Source organism: Paenibacillus sp. FW101-FHT12H11 (assembly GCF_058790355.1).
In genome coordinates this window covers 403,574-418,791 of record NZ_JBYTCO010000001.1, presented here as the reverse complement: position 1 = coordinate 418,791, position 15,218 = coordinate 403,574, and the positions used below count along the sequence as shown (strand labels likewise).

Here is a 15,218-nt window from a genome sequence, read left to right as displayed (position 1 = left end):
ACGAATAGTAAGCATAAATTTAAATAATGATTACAATACTAACTGAAGAGTAATCCTTACAGAAAAAGCCTGACCCTTTAGATACTTCACCAAAGGTCAGGCTTCTTCTGCTATTCATATGCCCGTCTATACTGCTTCGGAACATCTTGATATCCGTAATTGAGCTTCAATGCCGCATGTGCAGCCCAGTAAGGATCACGCAACATGCCGCGTGCCAGAGCTACTAAATCGGCCGATTCACTGCTTACTACAGACTGCGCTAATTCAGGATCTTCCAACATGCCTACGGCGATGACAGGAGCACCTGTAGCTTGTCGAATTTGACGGGCAAAACCCACCTGATAGCCTGGGGCTGTACCCGGTCTTCGGGTGCCTGTAGGCCCCTCCCCTCCTGAGCTTACATGAAATACGTCGACCCCAGCTTCTTGATACAATTTGCACAAAGCAATCGCATGATCAATTCCGTATCCGCCATCCGCATACTCTACAGCTGAAATTCGGAATATCAGAGGCATATGCTTTGGCATCTCTCGTTTCACTGCTTGAATTACTTCTTTTCCAAATCTTGAAAGATCTCTACCATACTCATCTTCCCGCTGATTCGATAGTGGTGAGTGAAACTGATGAATCAAATAGCCGTGTGCTCCATGAATCTCGATCGTGTCGAAACCAGCTTCAACGGCTCTGCGTGCAGCATTTCCAAACAATTGTACCATTTTAACAACTTCTTCTGTTGAGAGCGCACGTGGCATTTTGTACTTGGGTCCTGGTAACCCAATAGCTGAGGGTGCAACAGGTATTTTCGTGTCTTCAGCTTTACGCCCTGCATGTGCAAGTTGAATTCCGATTTTCGCGTCATAACGATGTACACCTTCAACGATCTCAGAAAATGCCGAAATTTGTTCATCAGACCACAGACCAAGATCGTAGTCAGTAATTCTGCCATCCGGCTCAACGTCTGTCATTTCCATAATAATAAGACCAGTTCCCCCTATTGCACGACTAAGATAGTGAATATAATGCCACTCGTTTGGCCTACCGTCTTTTGTTGTAACTGAATATTGGCACATAGGAGCCATAACGATACGATTCTTAAGTTGCATACCACTTAAGCTAAACGAGTCGAATAAATTTGGATTCATTTAACGCTCACCTTTCTCACATTACAGTATTATGTGAAAATAGTATGATTAGAAGCAGAGGAAAATAAAAGTACGCACTTTTTGGTAACATAGGAACAATAAAGTACCTAAATACCATAAAAGTACGTACTTTTCATATTTCTTATAATACTCAATAATACGTTTAGGGATGTCATACACACCTTAATATCTATTAATTACTTAAATACTTAGGAGGAAACAAAAATGCTACTTAATTTACAGGGAAAAACAGCATTAGTAACAGGATCTACAGCTGGAATCGGAAAAGCAATTGCTGCATCTTTAGCTGCGGAAGGTGTCCAAGTACTTGTCAACGGACGTCACGAAGAGAAAGTGGCACAAACCATTCAAGAAATCCAAAACCGTTATCCAGAGGCGAAATTAAAATCTGCAGTTGCAGATTTAGGAACAGCAGAAGGATGCCAACAAATCATCGAAAAATTTGAAAGCGTTGACATACTAATAAACAATTTGGGAATTTTTGAATCAGTTAACTATTTTGAAATTCCAGATGCGGAATGGTTTAAATTTTTTGAAGTAAATGTTATGAGTGGTGTACGTCTCACTCGTCACTACTTGAATAAAATGATCCAAAATGAAGAAGGAAGAATTATTTTCATTGCTAGTGAAGCCGCAATTACGCCCCCCAATGAAATGGCTCACTATAGCGCAACCAAAACAACACAACTATCCATTTCACGAAGCTTGGCGGAATTAGCAACCGGTACCAAGGTTACAGTTAATACTGTAATGCCCGGCTCTACTTTAACGGAAGGCGTGGAAACCTGGCTGAAAACCTTATACCCGAATGAACCACTGACAATTGAGGAAGCAGAAAAAAGATTTATGGCTGAAAGTCGACCAACCTCCATTATCCAAAGACTCATTCGCCCAGATGAAATAGCTAATCTGGTCACTTTCTTAAGCAGTCCTTTATCTTCAGCTATAAACGGTGCTGCCTTACGGGTTGATGGAGGACTAGTTCGGAGTATAATTTAATTTAAATAATTGGCATTGTGGAACAGGCGGCTCGTATTCAACAGAAATACAATCAAATGAGCCGCTTTAAATTAGATTATTATTTATAAATTTTTTTGATTGATGATGTTTCTGCTGCCTCCCTTATCCTTTCTCTATCATTTGTGTGATATTACTCGGAATCATATATATTTAGTGCATCTATCAGCATTCTTATGTTAGGCAAGTTTCGATTTTTCATGTGATAAGCTAAATACAAGTCATTCGTTACCTTTAAAGAGGTGCATATGATTTTCACTTTATTAGATTGCACTGCATTAGACAGCATATAAGTGGGTAAAAGGCTAATGCCAGCACCATGCTCAATTGCATTTAAAATAACATGTAAATCTGGTAATATATGTTCCGGTTTTATTTGTGGTCGCCTTTGAAAATTTTCCCGCCAAAATCTTCGTATGATGGGAAGTTCAAGCCCATAGCTAAGCCATGGTTGGGCTGCCAACCATTGTTCCAATTGCAATTTTTCTGCAATCTCGGGTTCATCAAAATCAATTGGGGATACAACAACAAACTCCTCTTCTACATAATGTAAATACTCCACCCCTGGAGCTATGAATTTTTGAGAAGTGATGATGATATCGACTTTTTCTTCCATTAATAAGTCAAAAATATGCGATGCAATTCCGTACATGGCATATATACGCATGTCGAAATTTCCGAGAAGTGGAGCAACTCTTTCACGAAAGAACTCCGGAGCTGTGCCAATTTTTAGAATTGGAAGCGTCGGAGAGGTAACTACTTTGAAATTTAGCGTCACTTCTTCTAAAGACTCAACTAATGGTGCCAACTGAGAGTATAAATCTTTTCCTCGTTCTGTTGGTATCATTTTCCGAGCGCTTCTTGTAAATAATGGTTCACCAACCTCTGATTCCAAAGCTGCTAAGTGCTGACTCATAGCGGGCTGAGTCATTATTCTCGTTTTAGCCGCTTCAGATACAGAGCTGTGTTTATATATGCTGATGAAACTTCGATACCATTCAAAACTTGCCATGTATTTGATTCCTTTCAATTAACTACTTTTTTGTACTATTATATATCCTTCCTCTGTATTCTTCCTTATTTTCTCATCATACACTCAGTCATAAAAAAACACCTGATCAAATGATCAAGTGTATGCCTTCTGCAAATCAAACCAAGCTATTTTTAATTATTTGTTCTTCGCCACTTTGTCCAGGCTCCATTGATGGCAGTGGCTCTACCCGTTTCTGGACAGGATTTAAATTTTTATAAAAAAATATTATTTCAATTTAGCAATGATTTCACGAGCAACGCTAACTGTTGATTGAGGGTTTTGACCTGTAATTATACTTCCACTCACCTCGACATGATCGCTCCAATCTGCAGCAACAACAAAGACCGCTTTGCTTTGACGGAGTTTAGATTCAAGAAGAAAAGGGATGTATGCATCCATACCTGCGGCTTTTTCTTCAGAATCTGTGAATGCTGTTATGCGTTTACCTTCTACTAAATATTTGCCGTTTGATAATTTAACATTGACTAAACCTGCTGGTCCATGACATACCGCGGAAACAATTTTACCTGCTTCATAAAAATCTCTTAGCAAGGTTTGAAGCTTAGCATTATCCGGCAAATCAAACATAGTACCATGACCGCCAGGCAATAGAATAGCATCATAATCAGAAGCACTGATTTCATCGAGTTTGAGTGTATTTTCAAGATGCTTTTGTGTATCCAGTATTTCTTGATGTAATCCGACTAAACTATTCGCATCGATAGGACTTTTACCACCTAATGGGCTCGCGACTGTAATGTTAAATCCACTCTTGGTAAATTCAATAAACGCTTCTGCAAATTCCGAGAGCCAGAGCCCTGTTTTCTTCTCATTGTTGATGGAACTAGCTGAAGTTACTACGATCAGTACACTTTTACTCATTTTGATTTCCCCCTTTGATTTCATTATGGTAACTTGCAATACGGTTGTAACTCTAAGTAAATTATAAATCCAATTATATTATTTTGAATTTTAAATAAATATATTTATGTATTTTAACCTATATAGGCAGAGTTTTTCAGAGTAAGTGAACGCAACTGAAATAGCTAGGTATTGCTTATCCAAGACTTCGTGTAGGAATAACTCAGTAAAAAGAACCTGTTTTGATTATTGAGTGGGGCAAGCAAAACTTAATCTGACCTAGTATAAATTAGTTAAAACCACCAGTTAGTCATCAACTGTCCCCTAATACTTCAGTTAGTTAGTTATACTTCATTTGGTGGAAGAGTCCATCTCAGTTACCAATAGTTATTTACAAAACAACTAAAGTTATTAATATTTCACCTGTTGGTAATGTTAACACGTGACGAATTGAATTCAACGAAACAGAGCATTTGAAAAAAGATGCAAAAAATTAAAACCGGAACCCCTTTAGAGTCCCGGCCCTAATCCTATCCAACCTCACTCAACTTCCCATCCCGAAAATACACAACCCGCTTCGCCTGACGCGCAATCGCCAAGTCATGCGTAATCAAAACGATTGTCCTGCCTTGCTCATTCAAACCCTTAAAAATATCCAAGATCTCAACCCCCGTCTTGGAGTCCAGTGCCCCCGTCGGTTCATCCGCCAGTATTATCGCTGGGTCTCCGGCCAATGTCCGGGCAATCGCAACCCGTTGCTGCTGACCGCCGGACAGCTCCGAAGGCACATGCTTCCTGCGATTCACCAAGTCCACCACTTCCAATGCCTGCATCACAAGCGGCTCCCTTTCACGCTTACTCATGCCCCGATAAATAAGCGGAAGCTCCACATTCTCATACGCATTCAGCCGTGGCAGCAGGTTAAAGTTCTGGAACACGAAGCCAATTTTCCGATTCCTTATTTCAGCTAGCTGCGCATCCTTGAGCCGATTAATGGCTTTCCCGTCCAACAAATAGTCCCCGCGATCTGCAACATCCAAGCAGCCCAGAATGTTCATCAGCGTCGACTTCCCCGACCCTGACGGGCCCATGATCGCCACGAACTCGCCGTGATCGATATCTAACGAAACATCGTCCAACGCACGAATAGTTTCCCCGCCCATCACATAGCTCTTACTCACATGCTCAATCTTGATTAAGGTCATCCTCTTCGCCTCCATTATCTGATCCCAAATAAATGAAGTATGCGACGACTCCTCCGACTGACCGACAGACCTTACCGCTTCGCCTTATAAAACTCATGATACAGCTTCATCAGCGCCCGCTTCTCAATCCGCGATACATAGCTGCGGCTAATTCCCAGCTCTTTCGCTATCTCTCGTTGCGTTCGCTCTTCCCCGCCTAACTCCAAACCGAACCGCCCGACAACAACTTCCTTCTCGCGGTCGTCCAAGATCTCTAAGTTCCGATAAATCTTGCTTTTCTCTATTTTGAGTTGCACTTTATCTACGACGTCGTCGGCTTCCGTGCCGAGGATGTCGATCAAAGTAATTTCATTCCCCTCTTTGTCCGTTCCGATGGGATCATGCAGGGATACATCTTTCCTCGTTTTCTTCAATGAGCGAAGGTGCATAAGTATTTCGTTCTCGATACAACGAGCCGCAAAAGTCGCAAGCTTCGTACCCTTATTCGGTGAGAAAGACTCAATTGCCTTGATCAAGCCGATCGTTCCAATCGAGATCAAATCCTCCAGATCTTCCCCCGTATTATCGAATTTTTTTACTATATGGGCAACTAACCGTAAATTGTGTTCAATCAGTTTATTCCTTGAATAATCATTGCCTTCGGCCATCAGTCTAAGATGTTTTTCTTCTTCTTCCTCAGTTAAAGGTTGTGGAAACGCGTTATTTTTGACGTAGGATACAAGTAATGTTAACTGCTTGATTAAAACAGCAATTGCACTGAAAATTCCAGGCATTCCAGCCACCCCCTCAATGTTAGCGGATCTTAGTTGTTCGGAAGCCTCCGCTTTAAAGATTAGTATTAGTGTATGTGGGTTTGTGCCTAGAAGTGCATGTACGGAATAAGTTACTTGAATTCGTCTGCCATTAGGAAAGTTCCATTCATACTGAGGTGAGAAAGATACTTTAATCTTCTCTCATTATTTTTTTGCGCATTTAAAAGCCCCGCGTTTATAGCCGCGGGGCTCCTTGTTCATTTTATGTGGAAATAGCTTAATAAGCTAACCACCATTATTTTCGCTGACCGAGAAAAAGAAGGGGCAATCGTTATTGCTACCAGGTTCGCTCCCTTCTTTGAGATATAAATACATCGTATCGTCATCAATCGCCATCAATTCAAGTTTGCATTTTAAAAATATTTACTCTATTGATGTCCAGATGTCTAACGCAAGTGAGCGAATTTCAATGTTTATGTGATCTCTATATAATCTTAAAAGGCGGGTACAATCCGGACTCCATAATAAAACACTGCCAATAACTTCAAGCAGAGAAAGTCCAATAAATTGAGATTCGTAACGGCCCTCAGACCATATCAAGTCCACAATTTCTAATATTGTTTCTGGATTCCAATATCCTTTGCTATCTTTTAAGTTTTGGGCAACCTGTCTATATGCATCTTTTAAAAGATGAGGCTGTTGTGTAATGCAATTAACAACACTGTTTAGATAAGCAACAGATTCCTCTACATTATTCCAATCAATTGATGCTATATACAATTTCATCACAGCATGCTTTAATGTTTCATTTGATGCAAGACAGTTGATAATACCTAGATACAAAGTTGTAAGGTTTAGACGTGTGTTCTTTGGCAAAGATATCAGTCTGTCTGTAAATTTCAAGAGACGTTGTCGATGAGGCAAGTCTCTCTTGGCAGTTGCATTCCACTCATCACTTATTTTAACATTAGCCAAATCCTTAAACACACCAATTACAAATTCATTGACCTTACCATCACGGCATGTTTCTATCAACGTGTTCATTGCCGCATTCCATCTAGTGCTATCTTCTAAATTAACAATAGCTTCTGCAGTGGCATTCGCAATTAGTACTTCATTTCCACTTGTCCAATTTTTCATGCAATTGAAAGCATCTCTTCCAACAGTCGCATCTGTATGACTTGCAATTTTAATGATTAAATCTAAATATCGAGATCTATATTCTACTGGAAGTTCATTAGGTTGTTGGAATAATAAACTTTTTGTAATATCACTTTGTGATGAAGAAGCCATTAAACTTAAAATTTCCCATCCACGTTCATCATCTACATGTTGTCTCGCTGCATGCCCTATTGCAATGATTACATCCTTATGGGAATTTACTTTTCCAAACTCGTTCATCAATAACGAAATGCTTTCGCTACTTTTATAAGCACCCAGTAACCTGATTGCCTCTTTTCTGACCGTGATTTTAAGTATTTCTCGATTTAAAAGCTCTTTAAGCATGGAAGTCAACAAAACCGGATTAACGCGACGTACGCATCTAGGTATCGAGTACATGACTACACGGGCTCTATCTCCATCTAAATTCTCCACTAGAAGTGGAAGTGCCTTTTCAGGCTCTTCTAATAATGAAAGCGCATAAAGTGCAGCTTCTACTACAGCGACTTCCTTATCCTTTAAAAGTTCCAGTATCTTATCTGGGCAAAGATCGGGCATTTTTGCCATTATCTTAATAGCTCTTGAACGCTCAAAAAGACTGCGCTTAGCATTGAATGCAACTTTCTCCAATAGGGAACTCAAAGATTTTTGCTGACGTGGCAACCACCTATTAAACCCATCCATAGCTGGCACAAGATGAATGGTTTTGCCCGTTAAAAATTTACCTTTTATAGCAGCACCAGAAATAAAAGGATCTAACCAATCTTGACGTTTTAGATGCAGATGCAAGAATACTTCATTTATTGTAATAAAAGAGGCATCCAACGTTATTAATTCTTTGACCCTTTCATCACGTGTTTTATTTGGTGCAAGCCAATGTCTGGTCGCTTGTACGGCTACAGAATCTGTTTTCGCCTTCGTCGCTTCCTTTAATAAGTTTTGAAGTTTGTTTAGGTTAAAGCCTCTTTTTCCGAATGAGTTTGCTAAACTAATTACAAGATTGTAGTTTTCTCTTTTGTTCGCCTCCACAACTAATGGATAAATCTCGTCAAAAATTATCGTTTCTATACCCCGAGGTAAACTTTTTTCTAAAGATGGTAGTGTAAGCTGCCCATTTTTCTTAGCTAGTTTTATAATCGTTCTTAAAGCGAACTTAAAAATATCGCTTCTGGGATTCAATGCATGATATCGCATAATAGAAAATGCTAATTTTTGGAGAGCAGCCTGTGTAACATATGAAGTATCTCTAGCTTCAATCACACAATCAACAAGCAAAGTAAGTTCTTTTATATGCTCATCTGTAAACATAGACGAAGGGCTGTTTGAAAGCTCTGTCATCACTGCACTCCGCACAGAATCCTGATCATTTTTGATTCGACCTAAAAATACCAAAGTCTTATCAAATCCTTGTTTCGACAAAGCAGTACTCTTAATCAGTTGCGCAAGTGCCAGTGCGCGTTCGTCTGCATTGGATACATGAGTTGCTTTTTCAAGCATCTCTCTTGAATTATTAATAGAACGGCAAGCAGTAATCCTAATCGTTTTTACCCGATTATCATAGATTTCACGAAGACCAAGCATTCGGGTTGCTTCCTTGTCGCGTAATTCATGCGGTAATTTATACAGTAATGTTTCTGGAAAAATGCGCTCTCTACGCTTATCTTCTTCATATACGGACTCAAAAATCACTTTACGACTTGAAGGAGCAATACAATGAAGTAATTTCGCAAGATGTATTGGATTATCTGCAAGTAATTTTGCTATTTCAATCCACTGATCTATTGTTAAACAATTTCTTCTTTTTAAAATGCCATCAGGTACACCATGAGAAATTAAATCGCTTCGCGACTCATTTCGTGTTAGCAGCTTATACACAGCGCCAGGATTTATGCTAACTAAAGTACCAAGTTGTTTTTTTAGCACAGGATGTATAACACCCATTGAATCATGATTCATAGCACATTCTAGAACCAAATCTGCTTTTAAATTGCTTAAAATTTCGATAGCTGATGAAAACCTCCACCACACGTGTGCCTTTTCCCTAAGTGGCGTGCTTTCTAAAGTTGTTTTAAAGTACTCCGCAACCACTTCAAGATGTCGTCTAGCTAATTTGTACCAATCTTTTATGGCATACCCAATATCTAAAAGCCATTTACCAACTGTTTCCTTACTGCATGCTGGTAGTAAAATGGATGCCTCCTGTGCTCCCCATCGAGCATACACAAATGGCAATAAACGCTCCGCCCATTCTTGTCGATTTATAATTGAAATACTGCGCAATAATTTACGACGACAATCATATGATAAATTTATTATTTCACGTTCAATATCAATATCTGAAGCTACTTTGGCCAAAAGCCCTGCTGCCTGATTTCTAACAGTGGCCATAGGATGCCTTAATGCTAACAAAATAATATTTGCATCTTGTGTCACACTAGCACCAGTTAATGCAAGATGTGCCTCATAGACACCATCCTCCAATAACGAAGAAAGCAATTTTGAATACTCGGTTGATCCAATATTACTACGACCTAGTATTGCTATTTTATTTATTCTGTCTGAATACCCTAGTGAATTTAATTCTTTAAGTAAATTCTTTTTATCCATTGAATCTTTTTTGAAAATCATAAGTCTCCCTCTTTTTCCCGTTTTTATCCAACTTTATTCTCCGCATAGCAAGTTATAAAATCATTATCTCTTATGCAGATGTCGTTGAGTAGGGTATAAGTATTACGAGGAATCCGAGATAGCTTACTAAATACAGATGTTTCATTCAATTGCCGCCTGCAGCTACAACGGTTCCCGGCCATTTAGGCGTCTGATCCAGATAACCCTGCGGCACGTGACGCTGTGCATCATAGCTTACTAATTGATCGCCGTTAAGCGCTTCGGTAAATCCATACGATTGATAATATTGCGCCACGGCTTCCCGGCATTGAAGGCACAGCTCCGGATGCTCCGCTGAGATATCGGCAAACTCCTCCGGATCGTTCTCCATATCGAACAAGTTCATCTTCCCGCCATTGGTATGGTAAATAAATTTGTAATTGCCCCAGCGCAGCATCATCTTCATCACTCGGCCCCGGCCGACCTCAGCGAAGATGCGTTCCCGCAAAGGTTCGTCCGGGTCCGAAGCGGCAGCCAGCAGATTCAATCCCGAAGAAGCTTCCGGCACGTTTCCGCCGGATGCGGTGATGAAGGAAGCATAAATATCCTGAAGCAGCGCCAGCTGATCCCTTCGTTCCCCTTGTGGTATCGACGCCGGCCAGCTGACAATAAGCGGCACTTTGGCTGAAGCTTCATAGAACGTGCGTTTACCGTAGGAATAATGATCACCCAACATCTCACCGTGATCCGATGTAAATACGATTAGGGTATCGTCGATTAACCCGCACGACTCCAGTGTGTCGAGGATGCGCCCGATTTGCTTATCCACCTGCGATACGCTGCCATAATAGTAGGCCCGCATTTTCAATTCATCTTCCAGCGTCAGGCTATCTATACCGTTAACCTTGTAATCGTTCATCACGTCGATGGCGTAATCGTCAGGTGTACGTTCAAATTCCCTGCGTACAGGCAGCGGAACCTGCTCCAGCGCGTACATCGTATCGTACGGAACGCAAGGATCGAATGGAGGATGCGGCTTAATGAATGAAGAAAAGATGAAAAAGGGCCGGTTTTGGTTCTGACGAATGACACGGCATGTCGTATCCCCCGTCCAAGCGGTTGTATGCAAATGCTCCGGCAGTTCTGAAATTTGAGGAACGTAATACATCTCGCTCCGTTTGCCATGGGGTTCGGTCAGATGACCGTAGCCTTGCTCCCTTAAGAACTGCAAATACTCATCATCGGCAAAGTGGGCAGGAATTTCTTCCGACAGCAGCATGCGGTCAAAGCCGTAATGCTTTCTTTCCGGTTGGAAATGCATTTTCCCTACAGCGCATGTGAAATATCCCTGCTCACGAATCAGCTCAGGCAGTGGATATTCGATTTCTTTTGCCAAATTTTCATTTTTAAGCAACCCCAATTCAAATGGGTTGAGACCGGAAATCAGCCCGTGACGGGCGGGGACACAAACCGGCGTTTGGCTGTAAGCTTGATCGAAGCATATCCCCCTCTGAGCAAGCCGGTCGATGTTCGGCGTCTTCACGAGCGGATTGCCGTAGCACCCCAGCACATCAAAACGCAATTGGTCACACATAATGAGCAATAAATTCGGCTTCTTGGCCATGTCGTTACCTCCGAAACTCCCTATATTTATGTTGGATGTGTCACAGACCTAGTCAGTCCAACGTCAGACGCCGCCCTTTTGCAGAATTCCCTCCTGCCCTTCCCACTTCGGAAATTCCGCTTCATCCTGAAAGATGCCCTGCTTAATCCATTCCTTGCACGCAGGGTCCGTCAACGTTAGCGTATAATCCTCGCCATTGCTGCCGATCAGACCCAGATCGCGCTTCGCTCTCAGCGAAACCGCTTCCGGATCGACAATCTCCCTTAGCAAAACTTCAAATTGTTGGAGAAGCTCCCGATAGCTTTCCTCCCCTGCCAGGTCGTTCATTTCCCTGGGATCCTTCTCCAGGTTAAACAACGATGGCCGGTCATTGACGTAGTAAGTAAACTTGTAGCCGTCCTTCACGAGCATATACCAATCCTGTTTAAAGAAATTGCCATGATACTCGGAGAAAGCGTAGTCGTGCCTTCCTTGCTGGCGGCCGTCCTTGATGAGAGGAAGCCAGCTCATTCCGGGACGATCCGGCTCCGTCTCTAAGCCTGCGATATCCATGAGTGTCGGATACAGATCAACCAAGGTGACCGGCTGGTCGATGCGCTGCCCGCTTGGCAGCCCCGGACCTTTGACGATTAGAGGAACTCCGACAGAAGCGTCGTAGCTGCATTGTTTAAAGAAGAGCCCGTGCTCGCCAAGGTTTTCGCCGTGGTCGGACATGTAGACGATATACGTGTTATCGTACAAATTTTGCGCTTTCAGTTCGGCAATAACTCTGCCGATATTGTCATCCAATGCAGTAATCATCCCGTAATACGAAGCAAGGAGGTTGCGCAGATCTGGTTCGGTGATTTCCCCAAGACCGAGAGCATTTTGCATATTACGCACCTGTGGGTGCAACTGATCGTTCGGAAAATGAGCATCATGTGGCATGACCACGTTATTCGGATAATATTTATCGTAATACGACTTCGGCACTCTGTACGGCCAGTGAGGGAACATGAGTCCGACGTACATGGCCCACGGCTTTTGCTCCTCGTTCTCCCCCTTGCGCTTCAAATAATCGATTGCCCAATCGGTGACCACCCGGTCGTGATCGTAAAATCCGAGATCCTTATCGTATCCTGTGTTACCGTCCGTGACGACATCTTCGCGTATACCCGCATTGAGAATGGTCTTGCGCTTATCTTCCCGCACATGGCCGTCGAGTCTGGAATACAGGGGTGTGGTTCTCGGATAAGGGTTAAATGCCGGACGCTTCTTGATAATTTTATACTCGCTGAATCCCCCATCCTGATAATCACCGCAGAAATCCATCTTTCCGAACATCGCTGACGGAATTCCAGCCTGATCCAGCTTTCGTGCCCATGTCATTTCCTCGCGGTCCAGAGGGCAGCCGAGAAACCAGCTATCGATTTGATTGGGATATTTGCCTGTAACAAAGCTCATTCTGCTCGGCGTACATACAGGGCAGTTGCTGTAAGCTCTGCTGAAGTAAGTCCCCTCTGCCGCTAATTGATCGAGATTTGGCGTCTCAATATACGGATGTTCACGGTATCCCGTGATCAGAGGATGATGCTGATCGCTGCAAATGACGACAATATTAGGTTGGCTCATAGGTCGGTGCCCCTTTCACAGTTGATCCTATACTCGTAAGCGAAAATCTTCGGTAATGGGTATGACTGCCTTCCGCATTCGAAAACCCGATCATACCGTTCAAATAAGGGCGGTCGTCATCGGAAAAGTCGATGACAGGTGCGCCATTCACCGATACTTGGAATCGATTGCCTTCAGCCCTCACAGCTAAGGTGGACGCGATTCCCAATTGCCAATCATAACGGCTCTCGGACAGCACCCGGTATCCGTTATCGTTCTTATACAGAACCAGCTTGCCTTCCGGGGCAAATCCTACCGCATAAGAGCGAATGCCTCCCTGCACGCGAAAATTGATCCGATGATGTTCCCCCAGCTGCGGAACGACAACGGTCTCAAACGCATAATCCTCCCAATCCAGTCTGCCTGTATAGCTTTCCGCTGTCTCGCCACAATAGCTTCCGCTCAATTCACCGTTCTCCAGCGTCCATATGCCTCGCAAATAGGTCATTTGGCTGACTTCCATATGCAAGCCATTCCACTTTTCGAGCTTTTCTTGAGCAAAATCGATTGCATAATCCGGCTTCCCTCCAAAAATGACGTCATCGATATAACAGACAAGGCTCGGCCCTTTGTCGCCCTTGCCATCCATCGGAATGAACTCGATCCCCGCCTGCTCCAGGCAGCAATCGTTCAATCGGGGAATTTGAAAGGCAAGCCGTATCCATTGACCGGCGCTCAATAATACGTTGTCACCGTAGTATCGCGTGCCGGTGTTCCCATCTTTGACATAGAGTCGAGCCGTCACACGCTGGTTCGTGGAACCGGGCAGCATGACTTGGGCTTCCACCGTTTGGCCGGGATATAAAATAGGCGAGAAGCTCGGGTCATAACGGCTGTCATTAAAATCATCGGGGCGGTAATATGTTTGATGATACACCCGATAAGCGCAGCCTCCTTGAACGCAGTCAAAAAGCACCTTTAAGGACCTTTCGCCGGAAGCGGCGAACTGATCCGTGTTCACGATCCGTCCCGTCAATGGCAGCGGGTCGTTGTGCTCCAGGCGGAACGCATGCGTAGAACCGGGATACTCGAAGTGGAACCTCATGTTCTTCTCCGCGAAGATCGTAGACCAGCGCTCCGGAGCCTCTTCACCCGCAAGCTTGTAGCCAAGTCTGGCGATATAAGTGGCGCACCATGGAATATCCAATATATTCAGCGACCCAATGACGCTCGAGCAGCACAGGAAATCATTAATCGGCTTCCGCCACTTGTCATCGATGGCTTCAATCCCTCCGCGTACTCCCATAATGGTAGCCACGTTGGCAACGTTACAATCCGTATCCCAGCCGCACATATTGCAAATGTTGATCGTCCTGGAAAAGTCGCCTTCGCCGTACAGCAGCGATAAAATCATGACGGCCGAATTCGGTATGATGTGGCAGTGACCAGGGTACTTGTCGTAGCCATAATGAGCCTTGATGAATTGAAAAGCTTCCCGCCAATCGTGCGGGCTCGCCTTATAAAAGGCGATGACGTCACGTGTCACTCGCGCATATTCACAATCCGCAGGGATATGCGCCAGACCCGTCTCGATGATTCGCTCGATATCCTGCTCCACAAAAGCGGAGGCGATGCAGGCAGCTATGAACATCCCGCCGAATTTGCCGTTCCCATCGTGCGACACCGAAGCGATTTTCTCCGCAAAGTGCGCCGCCATTTGGGGATTTCCAGGGGCGATCAGCCCCCAGCAGTCGATAAAAATCTGTCCGCCAATCTGTTCGGCGACAGCGATTCCGTTTTGTTCGATAGACCCGGAACGCGGGGCCATGATGCCGTTTTTCAAATTAAGATAGGCGGTATGCTCGGTTGATTTCCCGTAGCCTCCCCACCAATAAAAGCCGTGGCCGTCCGGGGCGTAATTCAGCCAGGTCAGCCCCATTTGCTCCGCCGTAATCTCCATACCACATACGTAATCCTCTAGCGCTCTCAGGAAAAACATCGGGCCGTTCGTATCGTCGTCTGCTGCAAAATTTTTAAATTCATGCAAATATTCCGTAATTTCGCCGAACGTCCGCTCGATCCGGTCATAAGTCCAGTTCTCGATGTTTCCTCCATGCCTGACGCCAATCACCTTGGCCAGCCAACCGGCATACACTCTTTCCACGTAATCGTTTGGTATGGTCATGAATCATTTCACCTTCGCTC

Annotated in this window: 10 protein-coding genes; 1 reads left to right on the top strand and 9 read right to left on the bottom strand. The window is 43.5% G+C overall.

Annotated elements, in window-relative coordinates; all coding sequences use genetic code 11:
• Positions 1 to 110: 110 nt before the first annotated feature.
• On the bottom strand, positions 111 to 1,142 hold the full coding sequence (locus tag AC3WTJ_RS01950) for an NADH:flavin oxidoreductase/NADH oxidase (RefSeq protein ID WP_492520315.1): 1,032 nt from the start codon (positions 1,140 to 1,142) through the stop codon (positions 111 to 113).
• A 225-nt stretch (positions 1,143 to 1,367) separates the two neighbouring features.
• Here AC3WTJ_RS01950 and AC3WTJ_RS01945 point away from each other — a divergent pair, with 225 nt between their 5' ends.
• Complete coding sequence (locus tag AC3WTJ_RS01945) at positions 1,368 to 2,162, top strand: SDR family NAD(P)-dependent oxidoreductase (RefSeq protein WP_492520314.1); 795 nt, start codon at positions 1,368 to 1,370, stop codon at positions 2,160 to 2,162.
• A gap of 151 nt (positions 2,163 to 2,313) precedes the next feature.
• Here AC3WTJ_RS01945 and AC3WTJ_RS01940 read toward each other — a convergent pair whose 3' ends face one another.
• The 8 genes from AC3WTJ_RS01940 to AC3WTJ_RS01905 form a co-directional block, all read right to left on the bottom strand.
• Positions 2,314 to 3,192 (bottom strand): LysR family transcriptional regulator, encoded by an 879-nt coding sequence (locus AC3WTJ_RS01940; protein ID WP_492520313.1) that lies wholly within the window; start codon positions 3,190 to 3,192, stop codon positions 2,314 to 2,316.
• Between the two features lie 246 nt (positions 3,193 to 3,438).
• On the bottom strand, positions 3,439 to 4,095 hold the full coding sequence (locus AC3WTJ_RS01935) for a type 1 glutamine amidotransferase domain-containing protein (protein ID WP_492520312.1): 657 nt from the start codon (positions 4,093 to 4,095) through the stop codon (positions 3,439 to 3,441).
• 509 nt (positions 4,096 to 4,604) lie between these two features.
• Positions 4,605 to 5,279 carry an ABC transporter ATP-binding protein gene (locus tag AC3WTJ_RS01930; RefSeq protein WP_492520311.1) on the bottom strand — a complete coding sequence of 225 codons (675 nt, stop codon included), beginning with the start codon at positions 5,277 to 5,279 and terminating at the stop codon, positions 4,605 to 4,607.
• Between the two features lie 71 nt (positions 5,280 to 5,350).
• Positions 5,351 to 6,052: an RNA polymerase sporulation sigma factor SigK gene (gene sigK, locus AC3WTJ_RS01925; RefSeq protein ID WP_127452517.1), complete on the bottom strand. Its 702-nt coding sequence runs from the start codon at positions 6,050 to 6,052 to the stop codon at positions 5,351 to 5,353.
• A 402-nt stretch (positions 6,053 to 6,454) separates the two neighbouring features.
• Positions 6,455 to 9,820, bottom strand: a complete 3,366-nt coding sequence (locus AC3WTJ_RS01920; protein ID WP_492520310.1) for a HEAT repeat domain-containing protein — start codon at positions 9,818 to 9,820, stop codon at positions 6,455 to 6,457.
• A gap of 145 nt (positions 9,821 to 9,965) precedes the next feature.
• Positions 9,966 to 11,423, bottom strand: coding sequence for a sulfatase-like hydrolase/transferase (locus tag AC3WTJ_RS01915; protein ID WP_492520309.1), 1,458 nt, complete (start codon positions 11,421 to 11,423; stop codon positions 9,966 to 9,968).
• A 63-nt stretch (positions 11,424 to 11,486) separates the two neighbouring features.
• Complete coding sequence (locus AC3WTJ_RS01910; protein WP_492520308.1) at positions 11,487 to 13,034, bottom strand: sulfatase-like hydrolase/transferase; 1,548 nt, start codon at positions 13,032 to 13,034, stop codon at positions 11,487 to 11,489.
• On the bottom strand, positions 13,021 to 15,198 hold the full coding sequence (locus AC3WTJ_RS01905) for an ADP-ribosylglycohydrolase family protein (protein WP_492520307.1): 2,178 nt from the start codon (positions 15,196 to 15,198) through the stop codon (positions 13,021 to 13,023). The genes AC3WTJ_RS01910 and AC3WTJ_RS01905 overlap by 14 nt, the downstream gene beginning before the upstream one ends.
• Positions 15,199 to 15,218: the final 20 nt, after the last annotated feature.